Genomic DNA, 21,996 nt, shown 5'->3' on the forward strand with positions numbered 1-21,996 from the left:
AGGTGCTCTTCCGCAAAAAATAGTGAACTGACAGGAGGAAAGGTCTGTTTTTCGATTAAGTCGGTGTTTTTTGAACCTCAGACAGCTAGACCGTTAAAAACGGCTGCTTACTTCAGACCTTCCCTAACAAGAAAGTTTGCCGAGCTGCCCTTGGCCATTTGCAGGCCGCTGCCGTGTACAGAACATAAAAAATATCGATCTCACGCCGACTTCGGGGAACACACGCATGCACACAATCAAACGCTTACTGGGCCTTACCGTCTGCGGACTGACCCTGCTGGCCAGTGCCGTACAGGCCGAACAGCGCGAATTGCGGGTGTACAACTGGGCAGACTACATCCTGCCTTCGGTGCCCAAGGACTTCGCCAAACAAACCGGGATCAAGGTGATCTGGGACACCTTTGATACCAACGAATCCCTGGAGGCCAAGCTGCTGACCGGCAACTCGGGGTATGACCTGGTGGTGCCGTCGAACCAGTTTCTCGATACCCAGATCAAGGCCGGGGTATTCCAGAAACTGGACAAAGCCAAACTGCCCAACTGGCAGCATCAAGACCCGGCCTTGCTCAAGCTGTTGCAGACCAACGACCCCGGCAACCAGTACGCGGTGCCCTACATGTACGGCACGGTGCTGATCGGTTTCAACCCGGCCAAGGTCAAGGCCGCGCTGGGCGACAATGCACCGGTGGACAGCTGGGACCTTGTGTTCAAACCCGAGAACATGGAAAAACTGAAATCCTGCGGCGTGGCCATGCTCGACTCGCCTTCCGAGATCCTGCCGCTGGCCCTGCACTATCTGGGTCTGGACCCGAACAGCCAGAACCCGGCCGACTATGAAAAAGCCAAGGAACTGATGTTGAAGGTTCGTCCTTACATCACCTATTTCAACTCGGCCAAATACATGACCGACATTGCCAACGGTGACATCTGCGTGGCCATCGGTTATTCCGGCAGCTTCTACCAGTTCGGCAACCGGGCCAAAGAGTCGGGCAACGGTGTGGTGGTTGACTGGCGTCTGCCCAAGGAAGGCGCGCCCATCTGGTTCGATACCTTTGCCATTCCGAAAAGCGCGAAAAATGTCGCCGAGGCCCATGAATTCCTCAACAACTTGCTGGAGCCCAAGGTCATTGCCCCGATCAGCGATTTTCTCGGTTATCCCAATGCCAACAAAGACTCGCTGCCCTTGATCAGCAAGGACATTACCGGCAACCCCAACCTGACCCCGACCAGCGAAGCTCTGAACAACCTGTATGTGGTGCAGCCGCTGCCACAGAAGCTCGAGCGTGTACGCACCCGGGCCTGGACCAGCATCAAGTCGGACAAGTAAAGGATTGATCCATACCCTCTTTGGGGTAGTGAATGGGGGGTATCGTCAAGTGTTGCCCGGATTTCTACACTGGGCGCACTTTACTGACCACAACGAGAGCAGAACGATGCGTATCCGTGAGCTTGGCATAACCATTGGTTCGGGCACCCCGGGCCTCTATAACGCAATCACCGATGTTGCGGGTGTGCGGGTCGGGCATCACACGCTGAATGTAGAAACCGCCGAAGCTTCCATCCATACCGGTGTCACGGTCATTGAGCCGCGGGCCGGTGCGGCGCACTTGCAGCCGTGTTTTGCCGGGGTCCATGTGTTGAACGGCAACGGTGACGCAACCGGTCTGGAGTGGATTCGCGAAGCCGGTTTACTGACCACGCCCATCGCCTATACCAACACCCACAGTGTCGGTGTAGTGCGCGATGCGCTGGTGGCCGCAGAACGTGAAATGGGCAAGAAGCACACCTATTGGTGCATGCCTGTGGTACTGGAAACCTACGATGGCACCTTGAATGACATCTGGGGCCAGCACGTGCGCCCCGAGCATGTGCAACTGGCGCTGCTGGATGCAAGGTCCGGCCCTGTCCAGGAGGGCAATGTGGGTGGTGGCACGGGCATGATTTGTCATGAATTCAAGGGTGGTATCGGCACCGCTTCGCGGGTGCTGAGCACTGAGCAGGGCGGCTGGACCGTTGGCGCTCTGGTGCAGGCCAACTACGGCGTACGAGAAGCGCTGCGGGTGGCGGGGTATCCGGTCGGCAAGGTACTGAATGATGTGCCGTCGCCGTTCAGGAGCGAGATCAATGTCGGCGAGCCGGGCATGGGCTCCATCGTGATTACCATTGCTACCGATGCGCCTTTGTTGCCGCATCAATGCACCCGGCTTGCGCAGCGGGCCAGTGTTGGTCTGGCCCGTGTTGGAGGGGGCACTGAGGATTCCAGTGGCGATATCTTCATTGCCTTTTCGGTGGGCAACAGCAGTTTGCCGGCGGCTGATTTTGGTCATCCGGGGGCGCCGACCACCGAGTTGCAGATGGTCAATAACGATTACATCTCACCGTTGTTCGTGGCTGCCGCAGACGCGGTAGAAGAGGCCATTCTCAATGCCATGCTGGCTGCCAGTGACCTCAAGGGTTGCGCCAGCCAGGTGTTTTCCCTCAAGCCAGAGCGCCTGCTTAGCGCCCTGGCCAAAGTAGGCTGGCAACCCTGAGCCCACAGTAGTGATGGTTCACTGGCCGGGCGGGTGGGCAGGTGCACCTGCAGGAGCGAGCTTGCTCGCGATGGCAGCGATCCCGGTGTAAGCATCGCTGGCAAGCCAGCTCCCACAGAAATGATGGTGCACTGGCTAGGTGGGTGGGCAAGTGAACCTGTAGGAGCGAGCTTGCTCGCGATGTCAGCGATCCCGGTGTAAGCATCGCTGGCAAGCCAGCTCCCACAGTAATGATGGTTCGCTGGCCAGGCGGGTGGGCAGGTGGACCTGTAGGAGCGAGCTTGCTCGCGATGGCAGCGGTGCGGTGTACCAGGTAAACCCCGGTGTATGCATCGCTGGCAAGCCAGCTCCCACAGAGGCGGGTCAGAGGTTCGGCAGCTGGCCGACGCGCGCCATCATTTCGGTCACGATCTGCAGGTCCAGCATGAACTGGTTCACTGTCTTGAACTCGTTATCGTTGTGACCGGTGTATTTGACCCCGGGCATCGCCAGGCCGAATTGCACGCCATTGGGCAGCTCATGTACCGAAGTCGCACCCGAGGAGGCGCCGAACTTGTGTTCCATGCCCAGGTTTTCAGTGGCCACCGCCAGCAGCGCCTTGACCCACTCGCCTTCAGGGTTGCGGTACATCGGCTCGGCAATGGAGGTCTCCAGGGTCAACGGGATATGGTTGTTCTTGCTCCACTGCGTCAGTTTTTCGGTGATTTCGGCTTTCAGCGCTTCCGGGGATTCACCCTTGGGCACGCGCAGGTTGACCGCCAGTTTGAAGTTGTTGTCGTCCATCCCGACATAGGTCAGGGAAGTGGTCAGCGGCCCCATGAAATCATCGGCAAAACCGATCCCCAACTTGCCGCCCAGATAGTCCAGGCCCCAGTTGTCGGCTGCATAACGGGCCGCATCGGTGATGTGGTTGTGCTTGAGCGCTACCTGACCTTCGAGGCTGTTGATGAAGTCCAGCATCCGCGCCACCGGGTTTACTCCGGAGTCGGGTTTGGAGGAGTGGGCGGATACGCCGGTCACGGTCAGCACCACGTCCTTGCCAACCACTTTGGCGCTCACTTCGAAGTTCTCACCATTGCGTCTGGCATATTCAATGCCGGCTTTTTGCAGGCTGGCGGCCAGCTCGGCAGGCTTGTCAGTGACAAAAGTGGCGACTGATGTCGACGGGATCTGGTTGGTGGCCAGGCCGCCGGTCAGCGAAGTGATTTCTGCACCCTGGCCTTCTGCTTTACGCCGTGCAAAGTTGGCCATCACCGTGCCGTAGCCTTTTTCGGCAATGACCACCGGGTAGCCGCCATCCAGTGCCAGGTTGTAGTTGGGCGTCGGGTTGTGTTCGAAGTAATACGGAATGGCGTCGCCACTGGTTTCCTCGGTGGTGTCCACCAGCAGCTTGAAATTGCGTGCCAGTGGCAGGTTTTCTTCCTTGATCACCTTCATTGCGTACAGTGTGACCACGATGCCGTTCTTGTCATCTTCGGTGCCGCGGCCGTACATGCGGTCGCCGATCAGGGTGACCTTGAACGGGTCAAGCCGGGTGCCGTCTTTCAGTACCCAGTTTTCCGGGCTCACCGGTACCACGTCGGCATGGGCGTGGATGCCCACCACTTCATCGCCTTTGCCTTCCAGGGAGATCTCGTAGACCCGGCCATCGACGTTGCGATAGTTCAGATTGAAGGCCTTGGCCAGGTCTCTGATCTTGTCGCCGATCTTGATGAATTCAGGATTCTTGTACGATGGCACGCCTTCCACGTTGACGGTGGGGATGGCCACCAGCTCGATCAGGGTCTGGGTGGCCGCGCTGCCGTACTTGATCCGCGTGTACAGGCCCAGCAGGCGATAGATCTCGTTCTGCTGCTCGGCGGACAGGGTTTTGTTGTCGAGAAAAGCATTGATCGCAGGGCCCAGGTCATCGGTTTTAGCCAGATCGCTCTTGGCCAGGCTGGTCAGGAACTGCCTGAAATCCGTTACCGATTTATCACTGAAGGACTTGAGAATGAGCTCGCTCTGCTGCGGGGTGATATTGGCCATAGCAGCCGGGGTGAACGCTGTGAGGCTGGCCATCATCAGGGTTGCGGCGGCCAGTTGCTTGAGTGAGAAATCCATTGTGCAGGGCATTCCTTTGCAGGTGGTTGAGGGTGATTAGCGGATGAATGTAACAAAACATTATCGAAAATGGGTCAAAAACAGCCCCCTTTATTTCACCCTCGCGCCTACACCGATTGCTGGGCTTGCAGGAACAGTGAAAACAGTTCCGACTGGGACTTGATTCCCAGCTTGCTGTACATGTGTTTGCGATGCACTTTTACGGTTTCGGCCGAGATTGCCAGTTTGCGGGCGATTTCCTTGTTCGAGCAGCCGCTGAGCAATAGCCGGCCCACTTCCATCTCCCGTGCGGTGAGGGGCGAACTCAACTGTGCAGTGGCCGCCTCCAGGCGAGCCTGCCAGTTGGGCGTCAGTTCTGGCGCTTCCCCGGGATCGCGTTCAAACAGCAGGCGTTGGCGCATCAGCGCCGCGACCCACGGCTGGACCAGTCCCAGCAGGGCGGTCTGTTCCAGGCTGAACCGGCACTGGCTGCCCAGGGACAGGCTGAGGGTGCGTTCATTGTCGAGTTGCACGTTGATATGCACCTCGTCGGTCACGATATTCAGACGGAAATAACGCTGGTAGTAATCGGTCTGTTCAAAGCATTCGGGAGCCACGTCCTGCAGCTGGAACAACCCGCTCTGGGGCGCTTCGCGGTTGGCGATATAGAACGGGTCCAGCAGGTACAGGCCCTTGAGGTAGTCCTGGAACAGCGGGTCCACGGCGCCGTCGGCACCGGGGGACTCGGCCAGTACCTGGGGCTTGCCGGCGCCGTAAATCAGCACCACCCAGTTGTCCACGGGCAGGTAGCGGCCGAGCAAGCGCACCAGCGCGGTCCAGAAATTGGGGCGATCGAGGGTTTCAATCACCCGGCCCATGGCGTCATGCCAGGCCACATCCTGCAATGTCAGACTCATCTTTGTACCCAGAGGGGGTTACCCCATCGATGTCATTTATTGGCGCGATGCCGCGTTCCATACTCGGTTCATCCCCCGTGCAAGGATCTGAGATGAAGATTGAACTGATGCAACTGGCAGGCCGTGACGGCGACACCGCTTATAACCTGACGCGTACCCTCAATGCCATCGCCACTTGTGAGGCCGGCACCGATTTGCTGGTGTTCCCCGAGACTCATCTGAGCGGCTTTGTCGGCGCCGATGAGCTGGCCCGCGTCGCCGAACCTGTGCATGGCCCGGCCCTGCACAGGGTGTTGCAGGCCGTGCGCGAGCGGGATGTTTCGGTGGTGCTGGGCATGGCTGAACAGCACAACGGTACCTACTACAACACCTCGGTTCTGGTGACCCCCGAGGGCATAGCGCTGGCTTATCGCAAGACCCACCTGTGGCCAACCGAGCGCGGTGATTTTTGCCCCGGCGATCGTTTCAGCACGGTGCCATGGCGCGGGATTCGAGTGGGTTTGCTGATCTGTTATGACATCGAGTTCCCCGAAACCAGCCGTGCGCTGGCGCAACTGGGCGCTGATCTGATTATCGTCACCAACGGTAATATGGACCCCTACGGTGCGGTGCATCGTACCGCCATCATGGCTCGGGCCCAGGAGAACCAGATCTTTGCCGTGATGGTCAATCGCGTCGGGGCAGGGGATGACGGCCTGGTATTTGCCGGTGGCAGTACAGTGGTTGACCCCCATGGCCAGGTGGTCTTTGAGGCCGGGCGCGAAGAACTGCGACAGGTGGTGGAGCTGGACCTGGATCTGCTCAGGTCCGCCCGCCGTGATTACGACTATCTCAAGGACCGCCGTGTGCTGCTTGCCGGCGAACAGATCGTCCACCCAGATGGCCGCCGCGAGCTGCTGACCGGAGTTGCACAATGAAAAGTCAACGCATTGTCAACTGGGCCCTGGCCACCCTGTTGAGTGTCGGTCTGGCCCAGGTGCAGGCGGCGGATTCTCAGGTGCATATCTACAACTGGTATGACTTTATTGCCCCGGATGCGACGAAGAATTTCCAGGCTGAAACCGGCATCAGCTCGGTGTATGACGTGTACGACAGCAGTGATGTGATGCAGAGCAAGCTCATGGTGGGAGGCAGCGGGTACGACGTGGTGGTCGCCAGCAACGATGTGCTGCCTAATTTGATAAAAGCCGGGGTGCTGAAGGAACTCGATCGCTCGCAGTTACCCAACCTGCCACACCTTGACCCGGCCATTCTGGCGAAAATGCAAAACAATGATCGCGGTAATCGCTATGCGGTGCCTTATCTGTGGGGCACCACGGGCATTGGTTACGACGCGGACAAGGTCAGGGCGACTCTCGGTCCTGATGCTGCGGTGGATTCCTGGGACCTGATCTTCAAGGAAGAAAACATCAGCAAACTGAGCCAGTGCGGCGTGGCCATGCTTGATGCCCCGGGCGATATTATCTCCATTGCCCTGCATTACCTTGGCCTGCCGCAAAACAGCAGCAACCCCCAGGATTACCAAAAGGCCGAGGCATTGCTGCTCAAGGTGCGGCCGTATATCCGTTACTTTGACTCGTCGAGGTTCATCACCGATCTGGCCAATGGCAATGTCTGCGTGGTGGTGGGCTGGGCAGGCGGGGTGCAGGACGCGAAAACGGCGTCGCTGGCGGCTGGCAATGGTCGCACCATTGGCTACAGCATCCCCCGTGAAGGGGCACCGATCTGGATCGAGAACCTGGTGTTGCTCAATGATGCACCGAACCCGCAACAGGGGTTGGCGTTTATCAATTACATGCTGCGCCCCGAAGTGATTGCCCGTACCTCTAACCACCTCAAATACCCCAATGGCAACCAGGACGCCAGGGAGCTGGTGGACAAAGTCATTCGCGATGACACTGATATTTACCCGACCGAGGCAGTGATGGCGACCCTGTTCCCGCTTCAGCCCATGGCACTCAAACTGGAGCGGATACGCACCCGGTTGTGGAGCAAGGTCAAAAGCGGGACCTGAGCCCCCGATACCCGGGGGCTGCTGCGCAGTCCAGCGCAGCTTCGTGCCTGGTCGGCGACTAGGCGCTGGCCGTGCGAGGGGCCACCTGTCGGGCCCCGGGCATCGCCGGCAGCACGGCTTCCTGCAGAATGCGCGCCGCAGGATGCTCAAAGCGCATCCCCGGCGTTACTTCGCGGTCTTCCACCAGGTTGCCGTCGGCCAGCACCACCACCCGCTGGCAAAAACGCCGGACCAGGCTCAGGTCATGGGTAATGAGCAAGAACCCTGTCCCGGATTCACGTCGCACCTCTGCGAGCAAATCAAGAATCTGCACCTGCAATACCCGGTCAAGGTTGGACAGGGCTTCGTCAAGAATGATCAGTTGCGGGCCAACCGCCATGGCTCTGGCGATCCCGGCCCTTTGCAGCTGCCCGCCGCTGAGTTGCGCCGGCAGTTTGTCGATGTCGGCCGGTTCGAGTTTGACCTGCTGCAACAGTTGTTCAACCCGGGCCTGGCACGCCTCGCGGTGCATGCCCGCAAGGTGGCGCAACGGCTCGGCAATGCTCCAGCCAATGCTGCGCTGGGGGTTGAAAGCACTGAGGGCATCCTGAAACACCATCTGCACCCGCTGCAAAAACTCCGGATGGGTGCCCTGCAAAGCCTGGCCATTGAAGTGGATGCTGCCCTGGTCGGGCTTTTCCAGGCCCATCAACAGGCGGGCGAGGGTGCTTTTACCGCTGCCGCTGCCCCCCAGCAGGCCAAGGTTCTGGCCCTCGGGCAGGTCCAGATTCAGTTCGCTGAGCACCTGCACCCGATGCCGTTTGCTGAACATTGCGCCAGCGGTATAGCCGTGGCTGAGGTTGCGTATCTGGAATAAATTCATGCCGGGCAGCTCTCCATCGTTAACGAGTGATGCGCCGCAAGCAGGGTGCGCGCCTCCTGGCTCTGCGGGGCATGGAACAGGCTATGCACATCGGCCTGCTCGACGATCCGGCCGTGGGCCATGACCGTGACCTGATCGGCGCAGCGGGCCACGACGCCCATGTCATGGGTGATCAGCAGTACCCCGAGATTACGGTGCACCATCAGTCGTTCAAGCAGGTCGAGAAAGCGCGCCTGGGCCACCACGTCGAGATCGCTGGTGGGCTCGTCAGCCAGCAAGAATCGGCTGTCGGCAAGCAGAGCCAGGGCAATCATCATCCGTTGCAGCATGCCGCCGCTGAGCTGGAAGGCAAATGAATCGAGCACCCGCTGGCCGTCAAACAGGCCGACTTCAAGCAGGGTGGCGTGGATCAGTTGCTCGGCGTCGACGCCCCGTATGCCCCGCGCCTGCAGGGTTTCCAAGGCGTGCTGGCGCAGTGAACGGACCGGGTTGAAAGCACTGCGCGGGTTTTGCAGTACCAGTGCCACTTCGCGCCCGCGCAGGCTGGCGGCCGCAACTGCCTGCCCGTCCAGCAACAGGCTGGCGCCGCTGCTGTGCACCCCGGGCGGCAAGAGGTCGAGGATGCCCAGGCAGGTCAGGGATTTCCCCGAACCGCTGGCCCCCACCAGTGCATGCACCTCGCCGGCCTTGAGGGTCAGCTCGACACTCTCGACCAGGGTGCGTTGCCGGTGCTTGAGGGTCAGGCCGCTGATTTTCAGGGTATGTTTCATTCCTTGATCTCCGCCAGCACGCTGGGGTCAAGCCGGTCGCGCAAGGCGTCGCCCAGCAGGTTGAAGGCCATGACCGAGATAAAAATCATCAGCCCCGGCCACAGCAATAGTTGCGGCTGGGTCCAGATAAATTCCTTGGCGTCGTTGATCATCACGCCCCATTCGGGAGTCGGCGGGCTCACGCCCAGACCCAGGAACGACAGGCCCGAGACGTGCAGCATCATGTGGCCGATATCCATCGAGGCCAGCACCAGCAACTGTCCCACCACATTGGGCATCACGTGCTGGCGCAGACGGGTCAGGCGCGAGGCTCCGGCCAGCCGTGAGGCGAGCACATAGTCGCGGTTGCGCTGGGCCAGCACCATGCCGCGCACCATGCGTGCGTACCAGGCCCAGTGGGACAGGGCGATGGCGATGATGACGTTGGTCAGGCCGGTGCCCAGCAGCGCAATCAGGAAGAACGCCAGGACCAGGGTCGGGAAGGTCAGGAACATGTCGCACAGGCGCATCAGAAACATGTCGACCTTGCCGCCAACGATCCCGGCGATCCCGCCAATGACCACGCCCATGATCAGCACCAGGGCCAGCACCAGCACCACGCTGCCCAGGGACAGCTGGGTGCCGACGATCAAGCGCGAAAGCACGTCGCGCCCAAGGTGATCGGTACCCAGCCAGTGGCTGGCGCTGGCGGGCAGCAGGCGATCATCCAGACTCACCAGGGTCGCGTCGTAAGGCGCAAGCCAGGGCCCGAACAGTGCCATCAACAGCAACAGGCCGACCAGCAGATAGCCGACCCGCATCCCGTGTTTTTTACCCGGCAAGGCCATGGTTGAGGTGCTCATGCCATCACCCCCGACAGACGCGTGCGCGGATCGAGCCAGGCGTAGCAGATGTCCACCACCAGGTTGCACAGCACCAGCAGGGTGGTGAGCAACAGGGTGAAGCACTGCATCACCGGGAAGTCGCGGTTGAGCACGGCACTGACCGCAAAGCGCCCGACGCCGGGCCAGGCGAAGATGGTTTCGATCACTAATGCACCCCCCAGCAGTTCGCCGATATGCATGCCGGTGGCGGTCACCAGCGGCATCCAGGCGTTGCGCAGGATGTGATCACGCCACACCCGCCGTTCGCTCAGGCCACGGGCCCGGGCGTAGAACACATGCCGCTGCTGGCGCACATCCAGCAGGCTGGCGCGCAGCAGGCGGGCGTTGATCGACATCGACATCAGCGCGATGGCCAGTACCGGCATCAGCAAGTGCTGCGGCCCGCCACGCCCCATCGGCGGCAACCAGCCCAGCCACAGGGAGAACAGGGCGATCAGCAAAAAGGCCAGCCAGAAGTTGGGCATCGACACACCGATAAAGGTGATGAAACGCACCACCTGATCCGGCCAGCGGCCTTTCCAGCGCGCGGCGGCCAGGCCCAGCGGGATGCTCATGAGCAGAGTGGTGAGCAGGGCCAGGCCACCCAGTTGCAGAGTGGCCGGCAGGTAATACAGCAGGTCGTCCAGCACCGGGCGGCCGGTAATGTAGGAGGTGCCGAAGTCCAGGTGCAGGGCATTCCACAGCCAGTTGATGTACTGCTCGGGCAGCGGGCGATCCAGCCCCAAAGCCTGGCGTGCCTCTGCCAGTGCGGTGTCGGTCGGCGGGATCTGCGACAGGCGCAGGTAATCCAGGGCCGGGTCGCCATTGCCCAGGTGCAGGAGGATGAACACGATCAGCGACACCCCCAGCAGCACCGGGATCAGCAGTACCAGACGCAAAATGATATAGCGCAGCATGGCTCAGGGCTTCCCGGTGGCTGGGTGCATGACTTCGAACGGCACGTCGAACAGCGTGCTGCCGAACTGGACGTTAGCCACATTGTTGCGGCTGACACTGATGGCGGTCAGATAGGAAATCGGCAAATACACCGCCTGATCGTGCAGGGTGGTGAGGATTTCGCGGTAGCCTTCGGCGCGCTGTTGCTCATCGGTCTGGCCCAGGACTTCGGCGATCCTGGCGTCGATGGCATCCTTCATCGGCAGGCCGCGCTGGGCCATATAGTCGGCGTGCCCGGCATAGCGCATGGAGCTGACAAAGGAGTGCGGGTCGTAAGGCGCGCCCCAGGTATCGGCGAAGATCATGCCGAAGCGGCCTTCACGCTGGCGCTGCACCAGCGCGCCGTCTTCCTCGGCCCGCAGCTTGACCTCGATTCCGACCTTGGCCAGCTCGCCCTGGATGATTTCGGCCAGGCTTTTTTGCAGGGCGCTGGTGCCCAGAAACACCAGTTCGATGCTCAGGGGCTGACCGTCCTTCTCAAGGATGCCCTTGCCCGACGGGGCTTTCCAGCCGGCGGCCAGCAGGGTCTGGCGCGCTTGCTGCGGGTCGTAGGGCGCGGCCTTGAGGCCCAGATCGGTGTACGGCATGTTGTTGGAAAACAGGGCGTCGGCACGGGGTTCCAGACCATGCAGGACCTTGGCGATGATGGTGTCCTTGTCCACGGCCTGATTGATCGCCTGGCGCACCGCCAGTTCGTTGGTGGGGGCCAGGCCGGTGTTCATCGCCACCGAACGGGTGGCCAGGGGCGCGGAAATGGCGGTGTTGAAACCTGAGTCGCGCAGGCGCACAAAGGTCCCGGGGGAGATTTCACCCTCGGCGCCCTGAATCAGATCCAGCTCCCCGGTCTGCAAGGCAATGGCGCGGCTGTCGGGGTCGGAGATGACCTTCACCAGCACTGAGCCGTAAGCCGGTCTGGCCCCCCAATAGCGTTCGTTGCGCTCGAAGCGGTCGTATTCGCCGCGTCGGGTTTGCGCCAGGATCCAGGGCCCGGTGCCCACCGGTGCACCCGGTTTGGCGTGCGGTGCGCCGAAGCGCAGCGGGCGCACTTGCGCCAGTTCCATCAGGGTCGGGTAGTAAGGGTGTCTCAGCTTGAGCACCAGGGTGTGCTCGTCCGGTGCTTCAACACCCTCCAGGGTGGAGACCAGTTCCATCCACTGATGGCGTTTGCTGTTGGCCAGTACGGCGTCCAGACTGGCTTTGGCGGCGGACGCATTGAACGGGCTGCCATCGCTGAAGGTCACCGCGTCACGCAGGGTAAAGGTGTAGGTTTTGCCGTCCGGCGAGACTGTCCATTGGGTGGCGAGCCAGGGTTCCAGCGTGCCCTTGTCGGTGTACCGCACCAGGGGCTCATAGACCATGGCCTGGGCGTACATCTGGTTTGGCGAGTAACCCCGGGGGTCAAGCGGCCCGGCATTGGTCGGCCACGAATAGGTGAGGGTGGGGGCCGGGTCGGCGGCGTGGGCTGTGATCAGGCCCATACTCAGGCAGACTCCGGACATCCATAAGGCAAGTTGTTTTTTCATCCTTGACTGCTCCACACTGCGTCTCCCTCAGGTTGATGGCCGCTGGCCTGTCCACTAATTGGGTATGAAGTCTATGTCAAAAGATCATAACTGCGAGGCCGATTAGATGCAGAGGGTCACAATCACGCTGGACGATGCCTTGCTGACTGCGATTGACCAGCGGGTTGGCACCCACGGTTATCAGGGACGCTCCGAAGCCATTCGCGATTTATTGCGCGCCGGTTTGCTGGAACCGCAGAACCGCAACCCGCAGGAGCCCTGCGTGGCCACCTTGAGCTATGTCTACGATCACGGCACCCGGGAGTTGTCCAAGCGTTTGAACACCGCCTTCCATGAGCACCATGACCTGACCCTCTCGACCCTGCATGTGCATCTGGATCAGGGCAAATGCATGGAAGTGTCGGTGCTCAAGGGCAGCATTGGCGAAGTTTCGGAACTGGCGCGCCACGTCATGGCCGAACGCGGGGTGCGGCATGGCAGCGCGCAGATCATTCCGTTGGGTGGTATCGAAGGTGATCAGGCCTGACGCTTGCTGCGCATCAGGCTGACCTGTTGCTCAAAGACTTCATACGACCAGCGCTTGTTCAGGGCCTCAAGCATCAACTGCTGCCCGGTCTGCGGTGCCAGGCCGTGAAGCGGCGGGTCGGTGTCCAGGTTGGTGGGGAATGCATAGCCGTCAGCGACCGCAGCAATCACTGCCGCCAGATCCCGGGCGTCCAGTTCATCCTGTTGCAGCCCCTTGAGCAGCGCCGGATAGAGCGCCAGCATCATGCTTTCGCGGTCCAGGCTTTCCATGGTCTTACCGAACGCCGAACTGATTTGCAGCAGATTGGCCATGCGCTGGCAGTTGGCGGTGTGGTTGCTGCCGGCGGCGTGAAACAGCGCCGGGTTGAAAAAAAGCATATCGCCCTTGCTCAGCGCCAGTTGCACCGCGTGCTGGTTGAAGTAGTCGATAAATGCCTCGTCCCGCCATGCCAGATACCCCAAGTCATATTGCTGGGAAAACGGCAGCAACAGGGTCGGCCCGGTTTCCAGCGGCATGTCGGTGTGGGCGATGGCGCCCTGCAAGGTCAGATACTGCGACAGCACATGCAGTGGCAACGGGTACCTTTGCACCTCGTCCACCGACTGAAAACCCAGGTGATAATCACGGTGGGGCTGCTGCGCCTGGCCGCCGGGATGCACCACGTTGACCTGGGCCGTGATCTGGAAATGCGGCCCCAGCCACGCCTCGGCAATCAGCCCGATCAGAGGGTTGGCGTAGTACTCGATAAACGACTCGGGTGAATACAGCGCCGCCTTTTGCAGGGAGTTCCATATGCGACCGTTGCTCCCTGCTTTGGCGAAATGATCGGCACCGGTTGCGGCCTGTGCCTGGCGGGCAAGAATCGCTTCGAATACCCGGCTATGGCGATCGACCACTTGCAGATCGCCATAGGCCTGGCGCACCACCAGCACCCCGGGGCCATGGCGCAACAAATGGTGCAGCTGGTTCATCAGCGGTAGCGGGTCGTCACGCAATGCCTTGTGTAGCGTATCGGCGTGATAGATCACCACATTGCTCTGGACCCCGGCGCAACCCGGGTAATCCGCGGCTTTGGCAGACTGCCCGCACAGCGCGGCAAAGTCACTCAGAGCCACTGCACTCTGGCGGACGAAAGCGCTGGCGCCGGTCATGCATCACCCAATGCCAAAGGTGCGTCCGGGCGCGGGGTTGAACCGTCACCACAGCCCATCACGCCTTGCTCCAGGTCAATCACCGAGCCGGTCATCATTCCGGACTCAGCGGACAGCAAAAAGGCCACGCTGCGGGCGACTTCTTCAGGCTTGAGCAGCCGGCCGAACGGCATCGACTGTTCCACTTCGGCCAGCCAGCCATCCTGTGCGCCGTGGTATTGGCGCTGGATCTGGTCTTCGTGGGGGGTGTCCATCCAGCCGATATTCAGACCGTTGACCCTGATCCGGTTGCGCAGGGTGCTGAAGGCCACGTTCCTGGTGAGGATCGCCAGTGCGCCCTTGGACGTCGAGTAAGCCGAGAGAAACGATTGGCCGCCATGGCCGCTGACGCTCTGGATATTGACGATGGCGCCTTCAACACCCTGGCGGATCATCAGCTTGATGGCTTCTTGCATAAGGAAAAACGGTGCCCGCACATTGACTGCGAAGATGCGGTCGAACAGTTCTGGCGAAGTGTCGAGAATGCTGCCTCGGTCAGACATGCCTGCGCAGTTGACCAACCCATGCAAGGTGCCGAAATGTTTGCGTGCGGCTTCGATCACGGCGCGACAATCTTCCACACGCTCCATGTCGGCCTCGACGAAAAAGGCCTGGCAGTCCAGTTGTGCCAGCTGGCGCACCTGCTCGGCGCCTTTGTCACGGCTGCGCCCGCAAATGATCAGCCCGGCTGCACCGCGACGCGCCAGGGTATGGGCCACGGCTGCGCCGAGGCCTTGAGTACTGCCGGTAACGACAAAAAAACGGCCTGCGAACTGGGTGGAAAAATCGGCTTCAGACATGAACGTCTCCTGCGGTTTTTTATTGTTGTCGAGATCGTCGGGTGACACCTCGTGAAACCGAGACTAGCATCAGCCAAGCCTCATAACTGGCAGAAAAGACCTCATAAAAACCTCAAGAAAAAGCCCGGGGATTATCATGCTCAGCCGTGCCAAGCGTTTCTCCATCAAGCAAATTGCTACCCAGGCCGGTGTCAGCAAAGCCACGGTCGACCGCGTGCTGCACCAGCGCGGCAGTTTTCATCAGCAGACTCAACGGCGTATCGAGCAGGCCCTGGGCGAGCTGGAAGCTCAGGAGAAAAGTGGCCTGGCGATGGGTCGCACTTTTCATGTCGACGTCATCCTGCACACCCCGGAGCGCTTCAGTACGGCGGTAAAAGAAGCCATAACGGCACAGCTGAGCAGCATGGCGCCGTTTCGTATTTCGCCGCGTTTTCATCTGTTCGAAGAGATCGACCCCCAGGCCATGCACGACTTGATCCGGCGCTGCGCAGAGAAGGGCAGTCAGGGGGTGGTGCTCAAGGCGGCGGATGAGCCATTGATCAACCTTGCGGTCAACCGGCTGGTGGCGGCCGGGATTCCGGTGGTGACCCTGGTCACCGATTTACCCCAGAGTGATCGCATCGCGTACGTCGGCATGGACAACCGCAACGCCGGGCAAACCGCAGCGTACTTGCTGTCACGCTGGCTGGGTACGGAGGCGCAAGAGGTGGCGGTGGTGATCAGCAGCGAACGTTTTCGCGGCGAGGAAGAACGTGAAATGGGCTTTCGCATGTGGTTGCGTGGGCGGGCGCCGCACCTGCGGGTACTGGACATCAGTGAAGGGCTCGGGGTCTACGAACCGACCTTTGCCCGCGTGACCCTGGCCCTGGAACAGCATCCGCGATTGCAGGCGGTGTACAGCGTGGGCGGTGGCAACCGGGCGATTGTCGATGCTTTCGCCGCCCTTGGACGGCCGCTGCAAGTGTTTATCGGGCATGATCTGGATGAAGAAAACCGGCAATTGCTGGCCGAAGAAAAAATCGCCGCAATCATCGATCACAACCTGCAGGTCGATGCCCGGCATGTGTTCCTGCATATCCTGCACTATCACCGGGTATGGAAAGCAGGTCCGATAAGCCCGTCACAGGTGCAGATCGTGACCCCGTTCAATTTGCCATAAGTCGTATCCGGTTGCGGCCTGGAGTGGCCGCTATATAGCGAACAACGGGCAAGGTCTTTAGTGTCTAAAAAGACCAGGTCGTTTCAACAGCAGGTTTCAAACAGCACAGCCCAATGCGAGGCATTGGGCTGTGCTGGCGGTATTGCCGGATGGAGGGGGAATAAAAACTTCATGGATCAAAAGTTGCCCCATCGAAACCCTTACAGCATTCGATTGGCCCATCCTCTGCGCATAAGTTCCCCCTGAGGGCCAAACCATTTGTAATCGTCTTCAAAATTCTGGAAGCCTGTTGGCCAGGACCTGTTACCCGCAGCCCTTGCTGTTTCGTAAGCCTGGTAAGTCGAGGCCTCTACAATTCTTAATCGGGACGGGTTGTTAATACCTGTTTCAACACCAACCTGCCAAGGATAATACTGCGGGTGATTGCCAGTAATGATTTGTCTCACTTCGTTGACATAATGCGGGTTGTTGATAACCGGCCTCCGGTACTCGACCTGTATTCCATTTTCCATACCTCTGGTCCCGGAAAAAGGCAGCTCTAATGGCTGGACCGCCGTGCTTGATGTCGGATTATATACGGCGGCTCTATTGGCTCTGTTGGTCTGTCCTATGTTCTGCAAGTCACCACGGGACAAGTGCGGCAAAAAGCTGTCCCGGATCGGTGTTTGTTCCAGTAAATAGGCAAAGTTCATATTTTGCATTTGCGGGGGTGGGGCGCTCGTTGCCACTCGATGAGCCCTGCCGGGAAACGCCCGGTTACCCCCCGGAGCGCCCCCTGCATGTTGCAATTTATGCTGCCAGCTGCCCACAAACTTGCCGGCCTTTTTGACCCCCTTGGCGGCAGCCCCGGCCATAGACGGGGCCGCCGAGGCCAGCCCGGTTGCCATGCCCACCCAGCCCAGAATCCGCCCGGCGTTTTCATTGCCGGTGGCCAGCAAGGCTATCGAGGCCACATCCGCTGCCAGCGACACCACACTCAAGGTCGCGGTGGTGACGGCCGTTACATAGCTGGCGGTCAGCGCCGCTGTAGGCGCGGCCAACGCACCCAGGGAGGCCACGGTGCCGATTACGGCCAGGGCGATGCCGGCCGCCGGTAACAGCCAGTCCAGCCACGAATGGCCCGATGGATCGATGCGGTTGACCGGATCCCCGGCGCAGTAGGCATAGCCATTGAGCCCGCCTTCGCCAAAGGGGCTGAGGCTGTCACGGCTGTGGAAACGCATCAGTGCGGGGTTGTAGATGCGGTAATCGCCCAGGAAGTACCAGCCGCTGTCCTGTTCGCGCAAGGAGCCGGCGTAGCCCAGTCGGCTGGTGCCGGGCTGGCTCTGGCCGTAGGCGCCGTAGACCGGGGTGTTCAGGCTGTCGTTGGCCTCAGTGGTTATAGAGCCCTGGGCATCGGTGCCCAGCAGCATCACTTCGCGCACTGCCGATGCAAGACGGCTTTCAGCCACCGGAACGTCACCGGCCCGCACCCAGCGGGTCTGGGTGTTTTCACCTACCTCGCAACTGAGTTGACCGCCGGTGTGGTAACGCCAGCGCGGGCCGGCAGCGTCCTCGGTCTTGATGATGTTGCCCGCCGGGCCGTAATGCCAGCGGCGTTCGCCGGTAGGCAGGGTTACCCCGATCAGTCGGCCCAGGGCGTCGTAGTGCAGTGGATTACCGCGCTCGTCGCGTTTGAGATTACCCAGCGCGTCGTACTCCAGGGTTACCGGTGCCGGGTAATCGGCGCGGCTGTGGCTGACGCTGATCAGTTGGGTGAGGTCGGCAGGGTTGTAGGTAAATGTAATGATATTGCTGGCGCTGGCGTCGGTAAAGACTGTTTCCAGTCGACGAATATTGTCGAGGGCGTCGTACTGGAAGTGTTGCTCGCGGTAGGTTTTGCCGTGGGCATCTTCGGGCAACGACGGCCCTGCAAGGCGATGGGCAATCATCCGTCCGCGCAGGTCGTAGTCGAAGGTTTCACTACGCACCAGAACACCGTCGCGGGTCAGTTCGCGCCGGGTCAGCTTGCCGTCTTTGCGCCATTGCTGGGTCTGCACTTCTACATGCTGTGCATTCGGCGTTCGGGTAGCCGTTTCACGACGGGCCGGGCGACCCAGGCTGTCATAGCCCAGGGTTACGGTCATATCCCGCGAGCCATCGTTTGATTGGGTTCGCTGCTGGTGAATCCGCGAGGCCGCATCGTAGGAGAGGGTGACCGTGACGTCAGGGCCTTGCTGTTGAATCAAGCGACCCAATTCGTCGTACTGGCAGCGCTGCTCGGCACCGTCGGCATCGGTCAGGCGCGTCACGGTGCCCGCCGGGGTGGTGCTTTGTTGTTGCGAGCGCGGCTGATCACCGTGCCAGGCGTAGTCGGCTTTGCTCAGTTGGCCTGAGGGAGACCAGTGATCTTTTTGCAGACCCAGATTGCCCCGGGATTCCAGTAAAAGGCCGCTTAGCGGATCGTATTGATTGAACACGCTGATGCCGGGGGCTTGCAGCGACAGCAATGCACCGCCCAGTTCCGGTTGGCGCTCACTCTTCACCCGGGTACCGTCGGGCAGGATTTGGCTATGGGCGTGAATTTCTCCTTCGGCATATTCCCATTCAGAGACACTCTGCCCGACCTTTTCCCACACCAGTCGGCCCAGACCGTCATATTTACGCTCACCCAGCAGGACTTCATTAGTGCCCAAAGACGGATGAGTGATCGAGACCGTGGCCGGTAAATCACTGTCATGGCCTTGGGCATAGGTGCGCTTGATGACACTGCCGTCAGGCAAGGTGGTGGACAGCAGTCGGTCCCGTACATCCCACTGCTGTCGGGTCTCCAGGCCCATGGCATCGAACTGGCTGATGCAACGGCCAAGGCCGTCATAGCTCCAGCGCAAGGTGTGTTGCAACTCCCCTTGGGCGCAAAATAGTTGCTCGGTCAGCGGCTTGCCATCCAGGGTGTGGGTGGTCACGGTTCTGGCCCCGGCCACACCCTTGGCATCGGTCTGCCAACTGCTGCCGGTCAGGGCCACCGGGTCGGCCAGAGTGTGCTGGGTGATACCGTCCGCGCCGGTTTCAGTCAGCACATTGCCCCAGTCATCAAAGGTGCGTTCAGTGGTCAGGCTCAGGGCCGGAACGTCTTCGTTACCGGGATCGTAAGTCGTTTCACGGAACACCCGGCCCAGCACGTCATATTCGGCGGTCCAGGCGGTATAGGTCTCACCGCTGTCGGTTTGTTTTTCACGGCGGATTTCCCGGGCCATGCCATCGAGCCAGACAGTTTCCTTACGCCCGGAAGCGCCGATTCGGGTCTGGCAGCGCTCGCTGGCCGACAACGAATAGGCCCAGTTGACCTCAGCCTCGAAAGCCGAATCCGGAGCCGCGACTTCCTGAGTCACACGGCCCAGGGCATCGTGGGCAAAGGCCATGCGCAGTTGCTCGTCGGTCTGCTCGGTGACCATCAGGCCGGAGTTCAGATCCTGCGACGATTGCGCAACAGTTGACTGGCCATCGTGACCTGTAATCGTGACATTTTCCTGCAGGACTGCGCGCTCAAGAGAGCGGGCGTTTGGGGCTTGGGTCAGGTTGTAGCTGTAGGCCCGGGTAGTGCTTTTACCCTCTACCGTCTGGGTTTCGCTGAGCATACGGCCGTGATGGGGTGAGGCCGGAGCATTGATAAAGGTCTGGCTGGAACTGCCCAATTCAGTGCGTTTCTCGCCTTCAACCAGCAGCAACCGCTCTTCACTGCTCTGGACAAAAGTCGGCAATGCCAACCCTGGAGCATCCCCACGCACGGGCAGGGATTGATAGCGATATTGGGTCTGCTTGACCGGGCCTTCGGTGCCGGGTGGCGGGCTGACAGTACGACTTTTCAGACGGGCGATGCGGCCCAGAGGGTCGGCCGGGCAGTCGTCGCTCTCACCGGTTACCGGATAGTACTCGGACTCTTCAACGGCCCCCAATGCATTGCGGTGCCACACCGGGTTGCCCAGCTCGTCGTAGCGGGTTTCTTCTTCGGTAACAAGTTCTCGCAGCACCCGTTGGCCGTCCAGCTGCGCCTTGCGGGTAATGACCTTGTGCGGGAACTGGAAGTAAGGCAGTTGCCGGGCAATGGGCAACCAGGGCTCGTCGTAATAGGTGGTCTCGGTTTCCTGCAGGGTCTGGCCCTGCAAGGTGCGTTCACGGGTCAGCAGGTGGAAGCGGTTAAAGGTGCGGCTGATGGTTTGCAGGGGGGTGCCCCTGGCATCCATCAGGGTTTCGGTGGAGCCATAAAGGAAATCCCCGGCACCGGTCAGGTGGTAGAGGTTGTCTTCGCGATTACGCCACTGACGCACTGCCGGCCAGCCAAAATAGTTGTTGCTGCCATACAGGCCATAGTCATAGCGAACCAGTTGCACCGGCTGGCCGTCCCCCGGGTCCTTGCGGGTCTGACTAACCACCGGCATCCGCGCAAACGGCGCCCCTGCAGGCAGGTTGAGGCCGTTGGCTTCGCTGTAGGTCACTTCCTCGGTGCTGCCGGTGGGCTGGGTACATTTGCTCAGCAGCAGTAATCCGGAAGTCGCAGTGCTGTACTCAAACTGCCAGCCACTGTCGGGAAGGCCGTCCACCGTTACCCGGCGCAACTGCCCGGAGACCCGATGAAATGACATCACCACCTGTGCGGGAGTATCCGGCTGTAAGGTCAGATGGGTCAGCACGCCCTCGTAGGCCAGTGCCAGCACCGTGCGGCCTTGGGCATCGCTGACTTTTTGCAGGTACGCCCCATTGCCGACCGAACGCCAGTCAAAATTCAAGGCGCTGCCATCGGCCCCCACCAGGGTGCTGACTACCCACAGGCTGGGGTGTCCGGCCAGCGGGATCAGGCGTTCACAGCTGCCATCGTTATGCGTGACCCATATTTCCTGACGCTGAACGGCCACTGCAACTACCGGCAAGCGCACATCCGGGAAGCGCATGCTCTGACCGACAATCTCACCGCGAAAGCGCTCGCCGGAATTGAGTTGCAGTTGCTGGCTGGCTCCATCCCACGAGGTGGTACCAAGCATCCAGCCCTGACCAAAGCCCTGATCGGCAGTCATTAACGGGCTATGGCTCAGGCGCAACTGGCTGATGGGTCCGCGCAAATCGTTGGCGGCGCCGGTGGGCAGGCTGATCGAGGCCGAGAACGCACCGGTGCGCGGATCGACCCCGGCACTGATGCTGCTCATAAAGTTGTAGGCCCCGGAATATACGTCGCCGCTGCTGAGCAGGCTGGCGGCGGATAGGGGTACGGAGGTGTGCTCAGTCATGTGTCTTACTCCTTGTTTCGCTAGAAAGGGGTAGCAAAATAGGGTCCCTCGCTGAGGGCTAACAATGAGCAAGTGTTGTAGGGGGGGGCGGCACAAAAAGTATCTTTTAATACGTGGGGAAGATGCCCAACCATTGTTGATTGTGGGAGGGGTGCGTCGGTGATGCGCAAAATCACGGAGAAAGTGGCTGTTCAAGAAAAAATATTGAATCAAGAAAACCACAAAGAGGCTGATTGCTGGCAGGCCACCGGACTTTCCAGTGCCTGATGGCTGGAGATTCGAACCAAAGCGTATGGCAGTACCCATCATTTTCAGATAGGTACTGCTGTCTCCGGTAACACTTCAATATTCAAAAAAAACAGCTTTGCTCAAGGAGCCGTCTGGTCTGAACACCTCGATCGGGCTGCGCATCAGACAAATGCACATCGTTGATGGCGAGTATGCTGGCAACCGTAGTCAGCCCTTGCTCAAACCTGACTTTTGGTGGGCCACCATTTTTTGAATTCCCATAAGGCTGGAATATAAAAAATGGTGGCGAGTC

At 60.3% G+C, this 21,996-nt stretch carries 16 protein-coding genes; 6 read left to right on the forward strand and 10 right to left on the reverse strand.

The genetic code is table 11. The features are described 5' to 3' along the window. The first annotated feature begins 226 nt into the window (after window positions 1-226). On the forward strand, window positions 227-1,327 hold the full coding sequence (locus tag EQV90_RS16220) for a polyamine ABC transporter substrate-binding protein (RefSeq protein ID WP_203009454.1): 1,101 nt from the start codon (window positions 227-229) through the stop codon (window positions 1,325-1,327). 106 nt (window positions 1,328-1,433) lie between these two features. Then, entirely contained in the window at window positions 1,434-2,531 is a 1,098-nt protein-coding gene (locus tag EQV90_RS16225) for a P1 family peptidase (RefSeq protein WP_202210544.1), read from the forward strand. Window positions 2,532-2,894: 363 nt separating this feature from the next. Here the strand turns inward: EQV90_RS16225 and EQV90_RS16230 are convergent, their stop codons facing one another. Further along, window positions 2,895-4,634 carry a dipeptidase gene (locus EQV90_RS16230; protein WP_127197082.1) on the reverse strand — a complete coding sequence of 580 codons (1,740 nt, stop codon included), beginning with the start codon at window positions 4,632-4,634 and terminating at the stop codon, window positions 2,895-2,897. Between the two features lie 107 nt (window positions 4,635-4,741). Next, on the reverse strand, window positions 4,742-5,530 hold the full coding sequence (locus EQV90_RS16235) for a helix-turn-helix transcriptional regulator (protein WP_003446382.1): 789 nt from the start codon (window positions 5,528-5,530) through the stop codon (window positions 4,742-4,744). Between the two features lie 92 nt (window positions 5,531-5,622). Between EQV90_RS16235 and EQV90_RS16240 the strand changes: the two genes are divergently transcribed. After that, window positions 5,623-6,447, forward strand: coding sequence for a carbon-nitrogen hydrolase family protein (locus tag EQV90_RS16240; protein WP_240878404.1), 825 nt, complete (start codon window positions 5,623-5,625; stop codon window positions 6,445-6,447). After that, a complete protein-coding gene (locus EQV90_RS16245; protein ID WP_240878405.1) occupies window positions 6,444-7,544 on the forward strand; it encodes a polyamine ABC transporter substrate-binding protein in 1,101 nt (366 codons plus the stop codon). The genes EQV90_RS16240 and EQV90_RS16245 overlap by 4 nt, the downstream gene beginning before the upstream one ends. A 58-nt stretch (window positions 7,545-7,602) precedes the next feature. Here the strand turns inward: EQV90_RS16245 and EQV90_RS16250 are convergent, their stop codons facing one another. Genes EQV90_RS16250 through nikA form a run of 5 tightly spaced genes read right to left on the reverse strand, consistent with a single transcriptional unit; the run spans window position 7,603 to window position 12,474 of the window. Continuing rightward, window positions 7,603-8,406, reverse strand: a complete 804-nt coding sequence (locus tag EQV90_RS16250; RefSeq protein ID WP_003446388.1) for an ABC transporter ATP-binding protein — start codon at window positions 8,404-8,406, stop codon at window positions 7,603-7,605. Next, window positions 8,403-9,176, reverse strand: coding sequence for an ATP-binding cassette domain-containing protein (locus tag EQV90_RS16255; RefSeq protein ID WP_160627424.1), 774 nt, complete (start codon window positions 9,174-9,176; stop codon window positions 8,403-8,405). Before EQV90_RS16255 ends, EQV90_RS16250 begins: the two co-directional genes overlap by 4 nt. Continuing rightward, window positions 9,173-10,018 (reverse strand): nickel ABC transporter permease subunit NikC, encoded by an 846-nt coding sequence (nikC, locus tag EQV90_RS16260; protein WP_003446390.1) that lies wholly within the window; start codon window positions 10,016-10,018, stop codon window positions 9,173-9,175. The genes EQV90_RS16255 and nikC overlap by 4 nt, the downstream gene beginning before the upstream one ends. After that, a complete protein-coding gene (gene nikB, locus EQV90_RS16265; RefSeq protein WP_240878406.1) occupies window positions 10,015-10,956 on the reverse strand; it encodes a nickel ABC transporter permease subunit NikB in 942 nt (313 codons plus the stop codon). Before nikB ends, nikC begins: the two co-directional genes overlap by 4 nt. A gap of 3 nt (window positions 10,957-10,959) precedes the next feature. Continuing rightward, a complete protein-coding gene (gene nikA, locus EQV90_RS16270) occupies window positions 10,960-12,474 on the reverse strand; it encodes a nickel ABC transporter substrate-binding protein (protein WP_240878407.1) in 1,515 nt (504 codons plus the stop codon). Window positions 12,475-12,625: 151 nt separating this feature from the next. Between nikA and nikR the strand changes: the two genes are divergently transcribed. Then, window positions 12,626-13,045, forward strand: coding sequence for a nickel-responsive transcriptional regulator NikR (nikR, locus tag EQV90_RS16275; protein WP_003446397.1), 420 nt, complete (start codon window positions 12,626-12,628; stop codon window positions 13,043-13,045). On the opposite strand, the gene EQV90_RS16280 is transcribed toward nikR, so the two are convergent. Both EQV90_RS16280 and EQV90_RS16285 read right to left on the reverse strand, forming a co-directional pair. Beyond that, the gene (locus EQV90_RS16280) at window positions 13,036-14,196 is read right to left on the reverse strand and encodes a phytanoyl-CoA dioxygenase family protein (protein ID WP_003446399.1); all 1,161 of its coding nucleotides are present in this window, start codon (window positions 14,194-14,196) and stop codon (window positions 13,036-13,038) included. The two genes, nikR and EQV90_RS16280, sit on opposite strands and share 10 nt — an antisense overlap. Continuing rightward, complete coding sequence (locus EQV90_RS16285; protein WP_003446400.1) at window positions 14,193-15,035, reverse strand: SDR family oxidoreductase; 843 nt, start codon at window positions 15,033-15,035, stop codon at window positions 14,193-14,195. Before EQV90_RS16285 ends, EQV90_RS16280 begins: the two co-directional genes overlap by 4 nt. Window positions 15,036-15,171: 136 nt before the next feature. On the opposite strand from EQV90_RS16285, the gene EQV90_RS16290 reads away from it, so the two are divergent. Continuing rightward, a complete protein-coding gene (locus tag EQV90_RS16290; RefSeq protein WP_010657235.1) occupies window positions 15,172-16,194 on the forward strand; it encodes a LacI family DNA-binding transcriptional regulator in 1,023 nt (340 codons plus the stop codon). Window positions 16,195-16,394: 200 nt separating this feature from the next. Here EQV90_RS16290 and EQV90_RS16295 read toward each other — a convergent pair whose 3' ends face one another. Beyond that, window positions 16,395-21,455, reverse strand: a complete 5,061-nt coding sequence (locus EQV90_RS16295) for an RHS repeat-associated core domain-containing protein (RefSeq protein WP_240878408.1) — start codon at window positions 21,453-21,455, stop codon at window positions 16,395-16,397. Window positions 21,456-21,996 lie beyond the last annotated feature (541 nt).

Source organism: Pseudomonas sp. TMW22089 (assembly GCF_022496645.1).
GTDB classification, from domain to species: Bacteria; Pseudomonadota; Gammaproteobacteria; order Pseudomonadales; family Pseudomonadaceae; genus Aquipseudomonas; species Aquipseudomonas paraversuta.

Bases quoted from the DNA above. Each gene is read 5' to 3' on its own strand.
- EQV90_RS16220 (WP_203009454.1), top strand. From the start codon at position 227: ATGCACACAATCAAACGCTTACTGGGCCTTACCGTCTGCGGACTGACC.
- EQV90_RS16225 (WP_202210544.1), top strand. From the start codon at position 1,434: ATGCGTATCCGTGAGCTTGGCATAACCATTGGTTCGGGCACCCCGGGC.
- EQV90_RS16230 (WP_127197082.1), bottom strand. From the start codon at position 4,634: ATGGATTTCTCACTCAAGCAACTGGCCGCCGCAACCCTGATGATGGCC.
- EQV90_RS16235 (WP_003446382.1), bottom strand. From the start codon at position 5,530: ATGAGTCTGACATTGCAGGATGTGGCCTGGCATGACGCCATGGGCCGG.
- EQV90_RS16240 (WP_240878404.1), top strand. From the start codon at position 5,623: ATGAAGATTGAACTGATGCAACTGGCAGGCCGTGACGGCGACACCGCT.
- EQV90_RS16245 (WP_240878405.1), top strand. From the start codon at position 6,444: ATGAAAAGTCAACGCATTGTCAACTGGGCCCTGGCCACCCTGTTGAGT.
- EQV90_RS16250 (WP_003446388.1), bottom strand. From the start codon at position 8,406: ATGAATTTATTCCAGATACGCAACCTCAGCCACGGCTATACCGCTGGC.
- EQV90_RS16255 (WP_160627424.1), bottom strand. From the start codon at position 9,176: ATGAAACATACCCTGAAAATCAGCGGCCTGACCCTCAAGCACCGGCAA.
- nikC (WP_003446390.1), bottom strand. From the start codon at position 10,018: ATGAGCACCTCAACCATGGCCTTGCCGGGTAAAAAACACGGGATGCGG.
- nikB (WP_240878406.1), bottom strand. From the start codon at position 10,956: ATGCTGCGCTATATCATTTTGCGTCTGGTACTGCTGATCCCGGTGCTG.
- nikA (WP_240878407.1), bottom strand. From the start codon at position 12,474: ATGGGCCTGATCACAGCCCACGCCGCCGACCCGGCCCCCACCCTCACC.
- nikR (WP_003446397.1), top strand. From the start codon at position 12,626: ATGCAGAGGGTCACAATCACGCTGGACGATGCCTTGCTGACTGCGATT.
- EQV90_RS16280 (WP_003446399.1), bottom strand. From the start codon at position 14,196: ATGACCGGCGCCAGCGCTTTCGTCCGCCAGAGTGCAGTGGCTCTGAGT.
- EQV90_RS16285 (WP_003446400.1), bottom strand. From the start codon at position 15,035: ATGTCTGAAGCCGATTTTTCCACCCAGTTCGCAGGCCGTTTTTTTGTC.
- EQV90_RS16290 (WP_010657235.1), top strand. From the start codon at position 15,172: ATGCTCAGCCGTGCCAAGCGTTTCTCCATCAAGCAAATTGCTACCCAG.
- EQV90_RS16295 (WP_240878408.1), bottom strand. From the start codon at position 21,455: ATGACTGAGCACACCTCCGTACCCCTATCCGCCGCCAGCCTGCTCAGC.